This window comes from Kitasatospora albolonga (assembly GCA_002082585.1).
GTDB lineage: Bacteria > Actinomycetota > Actinomycetes > Streptomycetales > Streptomycetaceae > Streptomyces > Streptomyces stephensoniae.
On sequence record CP020563.1, the window covers coordinates 7,220,143 to 7,236,787 of the forward strand.

Below are 16,645 nucleotides of genomic sequence, written 5' to 3' on the forward strand. Positions count from 1 at the left end.
GCCTGACCGGCACCGGCCGACCCGTACTGTCTCGACCCGTACCGTCCGTACAGCACCGCCTGACCAGCACCGCTCGACCGGCTCCCAGGGGGGACCTCCACCGTGACCACCGCGCCCGAAGCCCCGTACGGTTCCTGGCCCTCACCCATCGACGCCGCGCTCGCCGCCTCGCACGACGGCCGCCCCGACCACCTCTCCACCGTCGGCGACGAGGTGTGGTGGACCGAGCCGCGCCCGGCCGAGGGCGGTCGCCGCACGCTGATGCGCCGCCGCGCGGACGGCACCACCGAGTCCGTGCTGCCGGCGCCGTGGAACCCGCGCAGCCGGGTGATCGAGTACGGCGGACAGCCCTGGGCGGGGACGGTGCGCGCGGAGGGCGGGCCGCTCGTCGTGTTCGTCCACTTCGCCGACCAGCGGCTGTACGCGTACGCCCCCGACGGCCCGGACGCGCCCCGGCCCCTCACCCCGGTCTCGGAGATCGGCGGCGGACTGCGGTGGGTGGACCCGCAGGTGCGGCCGGACCAGGGTGCGGACGGTGAAGTGTGGTGCGTGCTGGAGGAGTTCACCGGCCCCGGGCCGACCGACGTACGCCGGGTGGTCGCCGCCGTACCGCTGGACGGCTCGGCCGCCGAGGACCGCGCGGCCGTACGCGAACTCTCCGGCGACCAGGACCGGTTCGTCACCGGACCCCGGGTCTCCCACGACGGGCGGCGGGCCGCCTGGATCACCTGGAACCACCCCGGGATGCCGTGGGACGGCACAGTCGTGCTGCTCGCGGACATCACGGAGACCGGTGAATTCACCGGCGTACGGCCCCTGGTGGGCGATGAGCGCGAGTCGGTCTGCCAGATCGAGTGGGACCGCGACGGCACCCTCCTGTTCGTCTCCGACCTCTCCGACTGGTGGGAGCTCCAGCGCATCCGCCCCGACGCCGTGGCCGGTGGTGTGGTGCCCAGCAGCCGCCTTCTGCCGCCCCGGGGCGAGGAGTTCGGCGGGCCGCTGTGGAAGATCGGGCCGCGCTGGTTCCACCCGCTGGAGAACGGGCTCATCGCCGTCCTGCACGGCAAGGGCTCCCAGCGCCTCGGCATACTCGACCCGGAGACCGGCGAACTCGCGGATGTGCCGGGGCACTGGACCAGCTGGGCCGACACCCTCGCCGTGCACGGCAGCCGGGTCGTCGGCGTCGCGGCGAGCCCGCGCACCGGCTACGAGGTCGTCGAGCTGGACACCGCGACCGGCCGCACCCGGGTCATCGGCTCCGCCCACCGGGACGCGGTCGACCCGGCCTACCTCCCCGCCCCGCAGGACCGGATGTTCACCGGCTCCGACGGCCGGGAGATCCACGCCCACATCCACCCGCCGCACCACCCCGAACGCACCGGGCCCGAGGGCGAACTGCCCCCGTACATCGTGGCGGCGCACGGCGGCCCCACCGGCCACGCCCCGCTCGTCCTCGACCTGGAGATCGCCTACTTCACCTCGCGCGGCATCGGGGTTGCCGTCGTCAACTACGGCGGCTCCACCGGCTACGGCCGCCGCTACCGCGAACGGCTCCGCGAACAGTGGGGAGTCGTCGACGTGGCGGACTGCGCGGCCGTCGCCGACGCCCTGGTCGCCGAAGGAGCGGCCGACCCCCGGCGGCTGGCGATCCGGGGCGGCAGCGCGGGCGGCTGGACCGCCGCCGCCTCGCTCACCGGCACCGACCGCTACGCCTGCGGGACGATCCTCTTCCCCGTCCTGGACCTGGAGGGCTGGTCGGCGGGCGGCACCCATGACTTCGAGTCGCAGTACCTGGAGTCCCTGATCGGACCGGCCGCCGAGGTGCCCGAGCGCTACCGCGAACGCGCGCCGATCAACCGCGCCGACCGGCTGACCGCCCCGTTCCTGCTGCTCCAGGGGCTGGACGACCTGATCTGCCCGCCCGCCCAGTGCGACCGGTTCCTCGCCGCAGTCGAGGGGCGGGGGGTACCGCACGCCTACATCGCCTTCGAGGGGGAGGGGCACGGCTTCCGGCGGGCGGAGACCCTGATCCGGGCACTGGAGGCCGAACTCTCCCTCTACGTGCAGACGTTCGGTATCGACCGGGGCGATGTGCCGCCGCTGGAGCTGAGGACATGACGGAGGGGCCTCACGGGGCGACCCCCCTGGCCCGGCCGCCCCGGCTCCGCCCCGGGATGCGGGCCGCCGTCGTCGCCCCCAGCGGGCCCGTCCCCGCCGACCGGCTGGAGGAGGGGCTCGGGGTGCTGCGCGGCTGGGGCCTGGAGCCCGTCGTGATGCCCCATGTCCGTGACGTGCACCCGGAGTTGGACTACCTCGCCGGGTCGGACGCCGACCGGGCGGCCGACCTCCGGGCCGCCTGGTGCGATCCGTCCGTGGACGCCGTGTTCTGCGCCCGGGGCGGGTACGGGGCCCACCGGATGGTGGACCTGCTCGACTGGGCGGCGATCCGGGCGGCCGGGCCCAAGGTGTTCGTCGGCTACAGCGACATCACCGCGCTCCACGAGGCGTTCGCGCTGCGGGCCGGATTCGCCACGCTGCACGGCCCGATGGTGGCCACGGAGGGGTTCCTGAAGGATGCGCCGGCCCGTGAGCACCTGCGCGCCACGCTCTTCGAGCCGGAGACGGTCCTGACCCTGGAGTCGCCCACGGCCGCCGCCCTGGTCCCCGGGCGGGCCCGGGGCATCCTGTACGGCGGCTGCGTCAGCCTGCTCGCCGCCGCCATCGGCACCCCGCACGCCCGGACCGGCGCCCGGGGCGGACTCCTGGCCGTCGAGGACACCGGGGAGGAGCCCTACCGGCTCGACGGCATCCTCACCCGGCTGCTGCGCTCCGGCGCCCTGGCGGGGCTGTCCGGGGTGGTCTGCGGCTCCTGGCAGGAGTGCGGACCGTACGAGAAGGTCCGCGCGGTACTGGCCGACCGGTTCGGCCCGCTGGGGATACCCGTGGTCGAGGAGCTGGGCTTCGGCCACGGACCGGCCTCGCCGACCGTCCCGCTGGGGGTGCCTGCGGTGCTGAACGCCCCTGCGGACGGCGGCCGTTGCACACTGACCGTCGAGGTCCCCGCGCTCCTCTAGACATCAGCACGTCGAATCCGGCCCCGGACATCGCGATGTGAGGGGTCGTCAACAATTGCCGTCCTGAGCGTTGACACGGCTATGACACGTGTCACAGCATGAGCGCGGCCCGATACTTACCAGTCGGTATGGTGTCCTCGGTGTGGAGGTCTTCGTGTCAGGTGCTGTTCCCAGCGTGCGCAACCCGCTCGTCGCGGTCGCGGCGGCCGCTCTCGCCGCCCCCCTCGTGCTCTCCGGCCCGGCGCACGCCGAGCCCGCCCCGTACACCGTCACCCCGCTGAAGTTCACCGTCCAGGCGGGCGGGCGCTCCTGCGTGGTCGACGCCGACCTCTACCGCCCGGCGGGCGTCGACGCGGACCGCCCCGCCCCCGCCGTCCTCGCCACCAACGGCTTCGGCGGCAGCAAGTCCGACGGGTCGACCGACGCCATCGGCAGGGCCGTCGCCTCCCGGGGCTATGTCGGCCTCGTCTACTCCGGGCTCGGCTTCGGCAAGTCCGGCTGCCTGATCACCCTGAACGACCCCGCCATCGACGGGAAGGCCGCGAGCGGGCTCCTCGACTTCCTCGGCGGCACCCGCGCGGCGGACGACGGCACCCGCGCCGACTACGTCGTCCAGGACGGCGAGGGAGACCCGCGCGTCGGCATGATCGGCGGCTCCTACGGCGGCGCCGTCCAGCTCGCCACCGCCTCCACCGACCCCCGCCTGGACGCCCTCGTCCCGCTCATCACCTGGAACGACCTCGCCTACGCGCTCGCCCCCAACAACACCGGGGCGCGCACCGGGGTCTCCTCCGACACCCCCGGCGTCTTCAAGTGGCAGTGGACCAACGGGTTCTACCTGATCGGCGAGGGCCAGCCGCTGCTGAACCCGAGCCTGGACCCGTCCCGCTTCAACCGGCTGGACTGCCTGCACTTCGCCTCCCGGGCCTGCGAGACCATCCGGCTCCTCAACTCCGGCCGCTACCCGGCCGACCGGGCGCAGGGGATGCTCGACTACGCCCGCAGCGTCTCGCCCGTCTCCTACCTCGACCGGGTCCAGGCCCCCACGCTCGTCATCCAGGGCCAGGCCGACAGCCTCTTCAACCTCAACGAGGCGACCGCCACCTACCGGACCCTCAAGGCGCAGGGCACCCCGGCCAAGATGATCTGGCAGTCCTGGGGCCACAGCGGCGGCCTGTTCCCCGGCGAACTCGACCTGGGCGAAGGCAATCTGGAGACCAGCTATGTGGGCCGTCGGGTGCTCGCCTGGTTCGACCGCTACCTCCAGAAGAAGACGGACACCGACACCGGCCCCGAGTTCGCCTACTACCGCTCCTGGCAGGACGGTTACGGCACCGCCGCCGAACTCCCCGCCCTCTCGCAGCAGATGTACCTCTCCGGTGACGGCAAGCTCGTCGACAACCGCTCCAAGGTGGTCCGCGGCAGCCGCCACTACACCAACTGGCCGGTGCCGACGAGCCATTCGGAGAGCTCGATCGCCCCGCTGATCGGACTGCCCGACCCGGAACCGTACGACACCAAGGGCACGTACCTGGGCTGGCGGAGCGCCCCGCTCACCGCCCCCGTCGATGTGGTCGGCGCCCCCAGAGCCACCCTGAAGGTGCGCTCCCCGAAGGCGGAACGCGTCCAGAACAGCGGGGACGCCTCCGACAAGCTCGTCCTCTTCGCCAAGGTGTACGACGTGGCCCCGGACGGAACCAGGACCCTGGTGAACCGGCTCGTCTCGCCGGTCCGGGTCCCCGATGTCACCCGGCCCTTCACGGTGGAGCTGCCCGGCATCGTCCACCGGTACGAGAAGGGGCACCGCCTCGAGTTCGTGATCGCCGCCAGCGACACCGCGTACTTCGGCAACCGGGGCATCAAGCCCGTCACCGTCACCCACGCCCCCGAGGACACCGGAGTCCTGGAGCTCCCGGTGGTCCCGGCGGGCTGACCGCCGCCCTTCCCGCGTTCACCCGAACGGGCGAACATCGCCGCCCTCCGGACCCGGCACCGCGTCATGCTGGGGACCACCCCGGGGGGCGGCGGAAGGACCGGACCATGAGCCCCAAGGACGTGACGAGCGACGGCAGGCGCGGCACCGGGCTGTGGACCCCGGGCCGTATCGCCGTCGCCGTGCTGGTCGTACTGGTCATCGTGTTCATCTTCGTGAACACCCAGAAGGTCACCATCCGGGTGCTGATCCCCGAAGTGACCATGCCGCTCTGGCTCGCCCTGCTCGCCATGTTCCTGATCGGGCTGGTCTGCGGCGGCTATCTGTTCCGCCGCAAGGGCAAGTGACACGGGCGGTCGGCGGGGCCGCCCCGCCGACCGCCCGCACCCGTCGTACGCTGGGACGATGCCTGATCCGTACGCTGGGAAGACGCCCGATCCGAACGGTCACCGGAGCCCGTCCGCCGCCCCGTACCTCGCCGAGGGCCCCAGGGCGGCGCTGCGCCGCTTCACGGAGGGCGACGCGGCGGAGTTCACCGCCCGCGCCCGGGAGAGCCGCGCGCACCACCGCCCGTGGCTCTTCCCGCCGGAGCGGCCCGACACCTACGCCGCGTACACCGAGACCCTCGCCCGGGACCCGGCCCGGGAGGGCTTCCTCGTCTGCGAGCGGGCCGAGCGGGCCGACGGCGGCACGGGCGGGGACCTCGGCGAGGGCGGCACGGACGGGGCGCCGGACGGGGCCATCGCCGGGTTCATCAACATCAACAACATCGTCCTCGGCGGCTTCCGCTCCGGCGCCCTCGGTTACGGGGCCTTCGCCCACGCGGCCGGGCGCGGACTGATGGGCGAAGCGCTCGGCCTCGTCATGGGCCTCGCCTTCGGACCGCTCGGACTGCACCGCCTGGAGGCCAACATCCAGCCCGGCAACGCGGCCTCCATCGCCCTGGTCCGGCGGGCAGGCTTCCGTCTGGAGGGGTTCTCGCCCGACTTCCTCCACATCGGCGGCGCCTGGCGCGACCACGAACGCTGGGCGATCACCGCACCGGCCCCCGAAGCCCCGCAAGCCGTTGCGCGGCCCGCCTAAAGCACTTGAGCCCCCCCGGCGCGGTGGCGCACGATGGGGCGCATGCGCCCCATCGTGGTTCTCGACGCCCCTTCCAACCTGGGCCTGCGCCCGCCCGCCCCCGGCACCGTCCCCGGCTGCTACAAGCTGGCGGGCGCCCTGCGCGAGCAGCGGATCGTGCAGCGTCTGGGCGCGCTGGAGGGCGGGGTGGTGGTGCCGCCCCGCTACGACCGCGGGGACTGGCAGCCGGGCGACGGCGTCTTCAACGCGGCCGCCATCGCCCGCTACACCCGCACCCTCGCGGACCGGATCGAAGGGCACGTACGGGCCGGGGAGTTCGCCCTCGTCCTCGGCGGCGACTGCTCCATCCAGCTCGGCGCGACCCTCGCCCTGCGCCGCCTCGGCCGGTACGGGCTGGCCGCCGTGGACGGGTCCGCGGACTTCCGCCACCTCGGCAACAGCGATCACGTCGGTGCGGCGGGCGGTGAGGAGCTGGCCATCTCCACCGGGCGCGGCCAGGCCGACCTGAGCGACCTCGAAGGGCTCCGGCCCTACCTCAAGGACGAGGACATCCGCCTCTTCGGGATGCGCGACGAGGACGAGGACCGGACGGAGCTGGCCGCCTTGAAGATCCCCAACACGACCGTCGGCCAGATCCGGGAGTGGGGCGCCGCCGAGCTGGCCCGGGCCGCCGTGGAGAGCCTGGAGACGCCCGCCCTGGACGGCTACTGGGTCCACCTGGACGCCGACGTCCTCGACCCGAGCATCATGCCCGCCGTCGACAGCCCGGACGACGGCGGCCTCTTCCCCGACGAACTCGCCCCGCTGCTGCGTACGTTGGTCTCCTCGCCGCGCTGCGTCGGGCTCAACGTCACCATCTACGACCCGGACCTGGACCCGGACGGCACGGCGGGCGCGCTCCTCGCGGACCTCGTCGTCGGAGCGCTCGCACCGGCCTGACGCGGCAGGCCCCTTGCGTCAGACGGTGACCCTGCGGTCCACGTACTCGAAGACCGATCCGTCCGGGTGCAGCGCGATCAGGTTGCGCCCCGCCGGGGTCGGCACCGGCCCCGCCACGATCCGCGCCCCCGCCCGGGTGAGCGCCGCGTTGGCCTCGTCGACGTCCTTCACGGCGATGGTCGCGCTCACCTTGCGCAGCACCTCCAGCTCCGACTCGGGCCCGCTCATCAGCAGGAAGCAGCCGATCGCGGCGACCGACACCCCGCCGCGCTCGAAGCGCTGGGCCGGAGTGCCCGTCAGCCCCTGGTAGAAGGCGACAGCGGCCTCCAGGTCGTCGACGCAGATACGCAGCGTGGTTCCGAGGATCTCCATGCGTACGAGGGTAGTTGGCGTCCGCCATGCGCGTGATCGATTCGGGCCCGCCGTGCGGAGCCTGAGGTCACCCCCGGCAGAGCACCTCGCCGTGCGGGACCAGGAACCAGCCGTCCTCCTCCGCGCCCCAGTGGTGCCAGGTGTCCGCGATGGCCGCCAGCTCCCCGGTGCTCGCATGGCCGCCCCGTACGGCCAGTTCGGCGTAGACCGAGTCCGTCGTACGGTCCGCCCACAGCCCGCTCCACCAGGCGCGGGTCTCCGGGGTGGCGAAGCACCAGGCGGCGGCGGTCGGGGTGATGTCGGTGAAGCCCGCCCGCCGTGCCCAGGAGACCAGCATCCGGCCCGCGTCCGGCTCGCCGCCGTTGGCGCGGGCCACCCGCCGGTACACCTCCTGCCACTCCGTCAGCCCGGGCGTTTCCGGGTACCAGGCCATCGCCGCGTAGTCGCTGTCGCGCGCCGCCACCACCCCGCCGGGGCGGCAGACGCGCCGCATCTCGCGCAGGGCCTGGACCGGGTCGCCCGCATGCTGGAGCACCTGGTGGGCGTGGACGATGTCGAAGGAGTCGTCGGGGAAGTCCAGCGCGTGCACGTCGGCCACCGCGAACTCGACGTTCTCCAGGCCGCGTTCGGCGGCCACGTCGGCTGCCTGCGCCAGGATGCCGGGGCCGGTGTCGACGGCCGTCACCCGGCCCGGCGCGACCAGGGCGGCCAGGTCCGCGGTGATGGTGCCGGGTCCGCAGCCGACGTCCAGCACCGCCATACCGGGCCGGAGTTCACCGATCAGATAGGCCGCCGAGTTGGCGGCGGTCCGCCAGCGGTGCGAGCGCAGCACCGACTCGTGGTGGCCGTGGGTGTAGACGGCGGTCTCTTTCGGCATGGCAGCGTCCGGCATGGCGGCGTCCTCTCGTCCCGGTCCGGAGACCACCGTACGCCGCCATGCCGGATAGTGAGATGGGCGTCTCGCGATGTGGATGGAGTGGGTGGTGGCCTACACCGGCATCGGGCAGTAGACCGTCAGCGCCTCCGGCAGCTTGTCGATCAGCAACTCCGTTCCGGAGTGGGCCACTTCACCGTCGTACGCATACGGGGTCCCCGGCGCGAGACCGGCGATCCGCACCCGGCGCCGCCGCACCGCCGCATGGGCGGGGGAGCGGGTCAGGGGTCCGGCCACCGCCGCCGCCAGCATCCGCAGCCCGGGGCCCCGGCCGCCGTGTACCACCCGGACGTCCAGCAGCCCGTCCGCCAGGTTGTGGCGTCGGCCGGGCGCCGGGCCGACCCGCTGGAAGAGGCCGTTGCCGACGAACAGCAGCCACAACGGGCGCCTGCGCCCCTGGAATTCGGCCTCCAGGGGGCGCTGGCCGCGCAGCACGTGAAGGGCGGCGAGCACCCCCGCGGGCCAGCCGCCGATCCGGGGCGACCAGTGCTCCCGGGTCCGTACGAGCTCCGGATAGGCGCCCAGGCTGAAGGCGTTGAGGAAGTAGCCGTCGGCCCCGTCCGGCCCGTTCGGGCCGGGGCGGAACCGGCCGAGGTCGACCTGTATGGCATCGCCCGCCGTGAGCGCCGCCGCCGCTTCCTGGACCGTCTCGATGCCCAGGTCGTAGGCGAAGTGGTTGAGCGTCCCGCCGGGGAAGACCGCCAGCGGCATCCCGTGCGTCGCCGCGACGGAAGCCGCCAGGTTGACCGTACCGTCGCCGCCGCAGACGCCCAGGGCCCTGCCCCGGCCCGCCGCCTTCTCCATGGCGGTGGACAGATCGGCGGGCGCGCACGCGACCACCTCGGCGAGCGGCAGCGCCTCGCGGACCAGGGACGCGGTCGCGGTGGCCGTCCCGGACGCCTCGTTCACCACCACCACGAGCCCCTTCCCGCCGGGCAGCGCGGGGGCCTCGCCGGGCGGGCGGCCGGGGGCGGGCAGCTGGCCCCGGGTGGGGACCACCCCGCGCAGGGCGAACGCGGCTCCTACGCCGAGCGCCGCCCCGGCCAGCACATCGCTCGGATAGTGGACCCCCGTGTAGACGCGGGAGGCGGCCACCGCCGCCGCGACGGGTGCGACCACCGCGCCCCACCCCTTCGACTCCAGCGCCACCCCGGTGGCGAAGGCCGCGGCGGAGGCCGCGTGGCCGGAGGGGAAGGAGGTGGTCACCGGCTGCCGCTTCAGCTGCCGCATGACCGGCACATGATCGAGTATCGGCCGCTGCCGCCGCACCGCGCCCTTGCCGACGGTGTTGATCGCCGCCGAGGCCACGGCCAGCGACGCGACCCCGCGCAGCGCGGCCCGGCGGGACCGGGCGCTGGAGCCGAGGGCCGCGATACCGACCGCCGTCCCGAACCAGAGCAGCCCGTGGTTGGCGCTCCGGCTCAGCCGGGGCAGCAGGGGATCGGCGCCGGGCCAGTGGCGGCCCGCGACGCTGTGGAAGACGGCGAGATCCCGTCCTTGCAGCCAGCCGCGCCACCGGGCGGTGGCGGAGGCGGCGGTCGGAGTGTTCGATGACGACATGGGCGACATGGCTCAGCGAATACCCGGCCGTCCGCCGCTGAACCAGCAGGCGCGCTGAGAGCCTCACCACGCGGCGCCCATGACCGGCACAACGGCTCAGGCTCGCCCGCGTGCGCAATTGAGCGGGCGGCCCGGCCCGAACCTCCGTATAAAGGGCCTCAGAGCGCCCCGGAGCCGTACGGGAAGTGCGGGACGTACGGGAAGCGGCGGCGGAGGAGGCCGGAATGCACGAGGACCACGGGCCCGTCCGCTACGGGCCGCCCGCCCCCGACCCCGGCCTCCCCGTCCTGCCCGAGCTGGCCGCCGTCCTCGCCGCGGCGGCGGACCGCACCCGCCCCGAACCGCCCGGCGGCGGCCGTGTCCTGCGCGAGGCGGCCTGCGCCCACTGGGAGCGGCGCGGGCTCCACGGCGGGCCGGAGGACATCGTGGCGGCCCCCGGCGCCCAGCCCCTCCTCCTGGCCCTGATCGCTGCGCACGGCGGTGACGTCCTGATGCCGCGCCCCTGCCCGGCCACCTGGATGCCGCAGGCCCGGCTGCTCGGCAGGCCCGCCTACCAGGTGCCGACGCCCGCCGAGTGCGGAGGCGTACCCGACCCGTACGCCCTGCTGGAGACCGTGCGCCGGGTACGCGCCGAGGGCGGTCGGCCGAAACTGCTGGTGCTCTCCGTCGCCGACGACCCCACCGCCACCGTCGCCCCGCCCGAGCTGGTGCGGGAGGCGTGCGAGGCGGCGGTCGGCGAGGGGTTGCACATCATCAGCGACGAGACCTGGCGCGACACCGTGCACCGGCCCCGCGACACCGTCCTGATCGGCCCCGCCGAGATGTGCCCCGACGACGTCACGGTCATCAGCGACCTGTCCGGCGCCCTCACCCCCGCCGCCTGGCCCCTCGCCGTCGCCCGCTTCCCGGAGAACGCGCGGGCCGCCGTGCGCCGGGCCCGGACGCTGGACATCCTGACCGCGCTCGGCGCCCTGGTCGCCGGTCCGCTGGCGCCCCCCGCCGCCCACGCCCTCGGCGAGCCCGAAGCCGTACGGGAGAGAATCCGGCAGGCCGCGGGGCTCCAGGCCCAGGTGGCCGCCGCCGCCCACCGCGCGGTTCTCGCCTCCGGCGCCCTGGCCCGCCCCCCGCAGGCGGGCCGCCACCTCTACGCGGACCTCGGCCCGCTCCGCTCCCGGCTGGCGGAGCTCGGCGTCACGGACTCCATGGAGCTGGAGGAGTACCTCACCGACCGGCTCGGCGCCCCCGCCCCGGGCGGCCACCGCTTCGGCGACGAGCTGGGCGCCCTGCGCGTACGGCTGGCCACCGGGCCCCTGCTGGGCGCCACGCCGGAGGAGCAGCGGGAGTCCCTGACGGCGGCGGAGCCGCTGGAGCTGCCGCACGTCGGGCGGGCGCTGTCCACGTTCGCGGCGGCCTTCGGGGAGCTCCGGTGAGGTGAGCCGAGGCCGGATGGCGTAAAGGTCCGGAGAGCCGGGCCGCAGGCATGTGCCTCAGCCCGTCGCGTCGCCCGTCCCGTGGCCGAACCGCGCCCGCAGCCTCCGCCACACCGCCGGAGCCCCGCTGATCAGCACGGTCAGCGCCACCGCCGCGACCACGCCCTGCCACGGCTCGGGGAAGAGCGAACCGCCCAGGACCCCGATCAGCTGGTATGTCGCCGCCCACGCCAGACACGCCGGCACATCGCCCCGCGCGAACGTCTTCAGCGGCATCTTCCCCAGCAGGCACGCCAGCATCACCGGAATCCGCCCGGCCGGCACCAGCCGGGAGAGCACCAGCACCGTCCCGCCGTGCCCGGCCAGCTTCTCCTGCGCCTGGGCCAGCCGCTCCGGCGCGGCCCGCCGGGTGAGCGCCTCCAGCCACTTCGAGCCGTTCTTCGAGCGCACCCCGCGCTGCCCCAGCCAGTACAGACAGACATCCCCCAGGAACGCCGCCGCCGAGGCCACCAGGAAGACGAAGAGCAGCGAGAACGGTGACGTCTGGTGGAACGCCACCACCGCCGCCGAACTCACCAGCGCCCCTGTCGGAATCACCGGCACCAGCGAACCCAGTGCCACCAGGAGGAACAGCGTCGGATAGCCCACGGCCTGCTGGGTCGACTCGGTGGGCAGCTCCCGCACCACCGACTGGAGCTCCTGGATCACCGCTCGGCCTCCGGCCGCACCCGCTCGCCGTGGGAGAGGAGATGCACCGCCACCTCCGGTGCCCGGAGGCCCGCCTGCCGGACGAACTCATCACCCGGCCCGTGGAACTCGTGAGGCCGCACCCCGTCGAGGCCGATCGGCCAGTACGTGCCGTAGTGCACGGGCACCGCCGAGCGCGGCTCCAGCAGGGTCAGCGCCTCGGCGGCCAGGGACGCGTCCAGATGCCCCTGCCCGAGATACGGGCCCCAGCCGCCCACCGGCAGCAGCGCCACATCGACCGGGCCCACCGCGTCGGCCATCTCGTCGAAGAGCCCGGTGTCCCCGGCGAAGTACGTCCGGGCCTCGCCCTCGACCACGTAACCGAGCGCGGGCACCCGGCGCGGCCCGACCGGCAGCCGCCGTCCGTCGTGCAGCGCCGGAACCGCCCGCACCCGCACCTCGCCCACCCGGACCTCGTCGCCCGCCCGCACCTCGGTGATCCGGAGGTCCAGCTTCCGGTGCAGCGTCCGCAGCCCCGGCACGGCCGCGACCGCCCCGCTCGGCACGATCAGCCGGGTGCCGGAGGACAGCATGGCCAGCGACGGCAGGTGCAGATGGTCGGAGTGCAGATGCGAGACCAGCACCACCTCGGCGAGCGCGGCCTGCGGCGGCGGCACCTCGCCCCGGCGCCGCCGCAGATGCGCGAAGCGCCGTACGAAGAGGGGGTCGGTCAACACGCGTACCCCGGAGTCCTCGATCGTGCAGGTGGCATGACCCCACCAGGTGACCTCCACCGGCACGTGCCGCCTCCTCGCTGCTCGGCCTCCGCGGGCCCGATGCCCCGGAGCGGTCCACGCCCTACCCGTTACCCGGAAGCGCCGCCGGTACGAGCCTATGCGCCCATGCGCGCTCCCCACGACGGCCGCCGACCGGGACCGACGCTGTGAAAGGCTGGGGACGGGCCCTTGACGGACGGGCCCGTGGTGAAGAAGGCGTGAGGTGGACCGGCGTGGACGAGCGGAGACGACGTACGCCGGGGTGGCCCACGGGGAGACGGCGTACGGCGGAGCGGTCCACGGCGGACCGCCCCCTGCCCGCGCAGTCCGCACCGGGAGGGCGTACGCCGGGGTGGCGCACGGGAGGATGGCGCAAGGCCGGGTGGCGCACAGGCGTGTGGCACACGGCCGGGTGGCGTACGGCGGGCGGTGCGCTCCTGCGGATCATCGCGGTCTGGGCGGTCTCCACCCTCACCATGCTCGTGCTCGCCGGGGCCCTCCCCGACTTCCGGCTCCAGTCCGACGACGGCGACACCATCACCCGTACCGCGTTCACGGCGGCCTGGGGCGCGGGCGCCTTCGGTCTGCTCTCGGCGCTGGTGTGGCCCGTCCTCGTCCGGGCCCTGCTCATCGTGCCCGCGCTCGTGCTCGGCGCGCTGGTCTTCTTCCTCAACGGTTCGCTGCTGCTGATCGCGCTGCGCCTGATCCCGGACGGGCGCGGGGACGCCGCCCCCGAGACCGCCGTCGTGGTCGCCGCCGTGATGTCCGCCGTCGCCTCCGCCACCTCCACCGCCCTCGCCGTCCGCGACGACGAGGCATACCGCCGCAGGCTCTCCCGCCTCGCCGACCGGCGCCGCAGACGCGGCTCCCCGGACACGCTGGAGCCCGACCGCGACGGACCGCCCGGCACCGTCTTCCTCCAGCTCGACGGCGTCGGCCACGACGTCCTGGTGAAGGCCGCCGCCGACGGGCTCATGCCGACCGTCGCGGGCTGGCTCGCCGACTCCTCCGGCCACCGCCTCACCCCCTGGCGCACCGACTGGTCCAGCCAGACCGGCGCCAGCCAGCTGGCCATCCTGCACGGCTCCAACCACGACATCCCCGCCTTCCGCTGGTACGAGAAGGAGACCGGCACCGTCATGGTCTCCAGCCGCCCCGCCAGCGCCCTGGAGATGCAGCGCCGCGCCATCGCCCGCACCCGGGACGGCGGCCTGCTCACCATCGACGGCGCGAGCCGCGGCAACCTCTTCAGCGGCGGCGCCGGACAGCTCGCCCTGGTCCTGTCCATGGCGGCCCGGCGCGGCAAGGGGCGGCGCTCCCGCTCCGGCTACTTCGCCTACTTCTCCGACCCGGCCAACGCCGTCCGCACCGCCCTCTCCTTCGCCGCCGAGGTCGGCCGCGAGATCGGCCAGTCGACCCGGGCCCGCGCCCGGAAGGAGACCCCGAGGGTCAAGCGCGGCGGCCTCTACCCCTTCATCCGGGCCTTCGCCACCGTCGTGGAGCGCGATGTGGTGGTAGCCGCCGTCCTGGGGGACATGTTCGCCGGACGCACCGCCGTCTACGCCGACCTGGTCGCCTACGACGAGGTCGCCCACCACTCCGGACCGCACAGCCGCGACGCCGAGAAGGTCCTCCGGCGGCTCGACCGCTCGCTCGCCCTGATCGCCAAGATCGCCGACCACACCCCGCGCACCTACCGGATCGTGCTCCTCTCCGACCACGGCCAGAGCCCCGGCGAGACCTTCGCCGGGAAGTACGGGCTGACGCTCAAGGACCTCGTACGGGCGGGCTGCGGACTCCCCGTACCGCGTCGGGCACGCGGCACGCACAGCGCCTCCGAGGCCCGTGACGCGGTACGGATCGCCCTGCACCGCCCGCCCGAGGCGGAGGAACCGGAGGCCGAGCACCCGGCCAAGCGCTCCGACCCGATCGTGCTGGCCTCCGGCAACCTCGGCCTGATCTCCTTCCCCGACATCGAGGGGCGCGCCTCGCGCGAGCAGATCGACCGCCGCCACCCGGCGCTGCTCTCCACGCTCGCCAACCATCCGGGGATCGGCTTCCTCCTCGTCCGCAGCGAGGAGCACGGCTCCGTGGTGCTCGGGCCGGGCGGGGCCGAGGTCCCGGTGGCCGAACTGACCGACGGGGAGGGCCCGATCGCGGTCTTCGGCACCGGAGCGGCGGCGGCCGTGCGACGTACCGACACCTTCCCGCACGTCGCCGACATCATGGTCAACTCGATGTACGACCCCGAGTCCGGCACCGTGCACGCCTTCGAGGAGCAGATCGGCTCGCACGGTGGCCTGGGCGGTGAGCAGTCCCGGCCGTTCCTGCTCTGGCCGCGCGGGATGACGGACCCGCTCGACATCGTGGCCGCGGAGACCGCCGAGGGCGCGCCCCCGCCGCCGGGCGGCGGGCTGGTGGGCGCCGAGGCGGTGCACCGGGTGCTGAACCGCTGGCTGCTGGAGTTCTCGGGGCCCCAGGTGCCGGTGCGGACGGAGGGGTTCACGGGGGCGGCCCGGGCGGACGAGCCGTTCCCGGGGGATTCGGGGAGCTCGGTGGGTTCGGTGGGTTCGAGGAAGGGGTCGGTCGAGGCTCGGGGGCCGGTCGACCGGAAACCCCCGCTGTCCTCCGACGTGGTGCACGGCCAGGTCCCGCAGGGCCAGGCCCCGCCCGCGCGGACGCCCCCGGTGCTCAGCGAGGTCCCGCTGCCGCTGCCCCTGCCGCTGTCGGAACCGGAACCGGAACCGGAGGCGCCGGGCACGACGGGGTGAGCGCGCCCCGGCTCACGCTCAGGCCGACTGCCGCCGTACCAGCGTCGGCGGGAAGACCACGGAGGGCGAGGGGCCGCCGGGCCCGCCGATCTGCTTGAGCAGCAGCCGGGCCATCTCCGCCGCCATCTCCTCCACCGGCTGCCGCACCGTCGTCAGCGGCGGGTCGCAGGCGGCGGCCGCGCTGCTGTCGTCGAAACCGACCACCGCGACATCGGACGGTACGTCACGCCCGGCCCGCAGCAGCACCGGCAGAGCGCCCAGCGCCATCAGGTCCGAGGCGATGAACACCCCGTCCAGGCCCGGCTGTTCCGCCAGCAGCCGGCGCATCGCCGCCGCCCCGCCCAGATGGGTGAAGTCCCCCTCGGCACAGGCCACGTCCTCGATGCCGTGCGCGGCGAGCGCCTCCAGGAACCCCGCCAGCCGGACCTGCCCGGCGGGCCTGTCCTGCGGACCGGAGATCGTCCCGATGCGGCGCCGCCCCAGCGCGGCCAGATGGTCGGCCGCGAGCCGCGCCCCGGCCTGCTGGTCCACCTCCACATAGGCGAGCGACGAGGGGCGCGGGGGACGGCCCGCGAGGACGGCGGGCAGCCGGGTGTCCTCGAGCAGCCCCGGCAGCGGGTCGTCCGCGTGCGAGGTGACCAGGACGACGCCGTCGACATGGCCGTGGCGCAGGTAGGAGAGCAGCTGGTTCCGGGACGCCTCGTCGTCCGCCAGCATCAGCACCATCTGGATGCCCGCCGGACGCAGCACTTCGAGGAGTCCACCGACGACCCGGCCGAAGTAGGGGTCGGAGAACATCCGGCCGACGAACGGCTCGGAGTCCGGCCGCCGTTCGCGCTCCGAGATCACCAGGGCCACGGAGTCGGTCCGCCGGGTCACCAGCGAGCGGGCCGCCCGGTTGGGCACGTACCCGGTGGTCGCCACCGCCTCCTCGACCACGGTGCGCAGGGCCGGGTCCACCGTGGTGGCTCCGTTGATCACCCGCGACACGGTGGCCCGTGAGACACCTGCCACGGCCGCCACGTCCTCCAAGGTCGGGCGCACGGGCGGCTCCACTTCGGCTGTCATGCAGCCCTTTATACCCGC

General features: G+C 74.5%; 13 protein-coding genes and 1 pseudogene. 8 read left to right on the forward strand and 6 right to left on the reverse strand.

All coding sequences use genetic code 11. From position 1 onward, the window contains the following. Window positions 1-102 precede the first annotated feature (102 nt). From B7C62_31735 to B7C62_31760, 6 genes are all read left to right on the forward strand, one after another. A complete protein-coding gene (locus B7C62_31735) occupies window positions 103-2,118 on the forward strand; it encodes an acyl-peptide hydrolase (GenBank protein ARF76350.1) in 2,016 nt (671 codons plus the stop codon). Further along, window positions 2,115-3,074: an LD-carboxypeptidase gene (locus tag B7C62_31740; GenBank protein ARF76351.1), complete on the forward strand. Its 960-nt coding sequence runs from the start codon at window positions 2,115-2,117 to the stop codon at window positions 3,072-3,074. Before B7C62_31735 ends, B7C62_31740 begins: the two co-directional genes overlap by 4 nt. Window positions 3,075-3,249: 175 nt before the next feature. Then, the gene (locus tag B7C62_31745; protein ID ARF76352.1) at window positions 3,250-5,007 is read left to right on the forward strand and encodes a peptidase S15; all 1,758 of its coding nucleotides are present in this window, start codon (window positions 3,250-3,252) and stop codon (window positions 5,005-5,007) included. Between the two features lie 107 nt (window positions 5,008-5,114). After that, window positions 5,115-5,354: a DUF1049 domain-containing protein gene (locus B7C62_31750; protein ARF76353.1), complete on the forward strand. Its 240-nt coding sequence runs from the start codon at window positions 5,115-5,117 to the stop codon at window positions 5,352-5,354. A 151-nt stretch (window positions 5,355-5,505) separates the two neighbouring features. Continuing rightward, window positions 5,506-6,090: a GNAT family N-acetyltransferase gene (locus B7C62_31755; protein ID ARF77458.1), complete on the forward strand. Its 585-nt coding sequence runs from the start codon at window positions 5,506-5,508 to the stop codon at window positions 6,088-6,090. Window positions 6,091-6,132: 42 nt separating this feature from the next. After that, a complete protein-coding gene (locus tag B7C62_31760) occupies window positions 6,133-7,029 on the forward strand; it encodes an arginase (GenBank protein ID ARF76354.1) in 897 nt (298 codons plus the stop codon). A gap of 18 nt (window positions 7,030-7,047) precedes the next feature. On the opposite strand, the gene B7C62_31765 is transcribed toward B7C62_31760, so the two are convergent. From B7C62_31765 to B7C62_31775, 3 genes are all read right to left on the reverse strand, one after another. Beyond that, on the reverse strand, window positions 7,048-7,401 hold the full coding sequence (locus B7C62_31765; protein ID ARF76355.1) for a glyoxalase: 354 nt from the start codon (window positions 7,399-7,401) through the stop codon (window positions 7,048-7,050). Between the two features lie 67 nt (window positions 7,402-7,468). Further along, window positions 7,469-8,278 (reverse strand): SAM-dependent methyltransferase, encoded by an 810-nt coding sequence (locus tag B7C62_31770; protein ARF77459.1) that lies wholly within the window; start codon window positions 8,276-8,278, stop codon window positions 7,469-7,471. A gap of 111 nt (window positions 8,279-8,389) precedes the next feature. After that, on the reverse strand, window positions 8,390-9,895 hold the full coding sequence (locus tag B7C62_31775) for a phosphoesterase (protein ID ARF76356.1): 1,506 nt from the start codon (window positions 9,893-9,895) through the stop codon (window positions 8,390-8,392). 224 nt (window positions 9,896-10,119) lie between these two features. Here B7C62_31775 and B7C62_31780 point away from each other — a divergent pair, with 224 nt between their 5' ends. After that, window positions 10,120-11,325, forward strand: coding sequence for an aminopeptidase (locus tag B7C62_31780; GenBank protein ARF77460.1), 1,206 nt, complete (start codon window positions 10,120-10,122; stop codon window positions 11,323-11,325). A gap of 57 nt (window positions 11,326-11,382) precedes the next feature. Here B7C62_31780 and B7C62_31785 read toward each other — a convergent pair whose 3' ends face one another. Together B7C62_31785 and B7C62_31790 are read right to left on the reverse strand one after the other, a co-directional pair. Beyond that, window positions 11,383-12,033, reverse strand: a complete 651-nt coding sequence (locus B7C62_31785; protein ID ARF76357.1) for a hypothetical protein — start codon at window positions 12,031-12,033, stop codon at window positions 11,383-11,385. Then, complete coding sequence (locus tag B7C62_31790; protein ID ARF77461.1) at window positions 12,030-12,806, reverse strand: hypothetical protein; 777 nt, start codon at window positions 12,804-12,806, stop codon at window positions 12,030-12,032. The genes B7C62_31785 and B7C62_31790 overlap by 4 nt, the downstream gene beginning before the upstream one ends. 377 nt (window positions 12,807-13,183) lie before the next feature. Between B7C62_31790 and B7C62_31795 the strand changes: the two are divergent. Beyond that, window positions 13,184-15,334 (forward strand): annotated as a pseudogene (locus B7C62_31795) (hypothetical protein). Window positions 15,335-15,577: 243 nt separating this feature from the next. On the opposite strand, the gene B7C62_31800 reads toward B7C62_31795, so the two are convergent. Further along, window positions 15,578-16,627 (reverse strand): LacI family transcriptional regulator, encoded by a 1,050-nt coding sequence (locus tag B7C62_31800; GenBank protein ID ARF76358.1) that lies wholly within the window; start codon window positions 16,625-16,627, stop codon window positions 15,578-15,580. Between the last annotated feature and the right edge of the window lie 18 nt (window positions 16,628-16,645).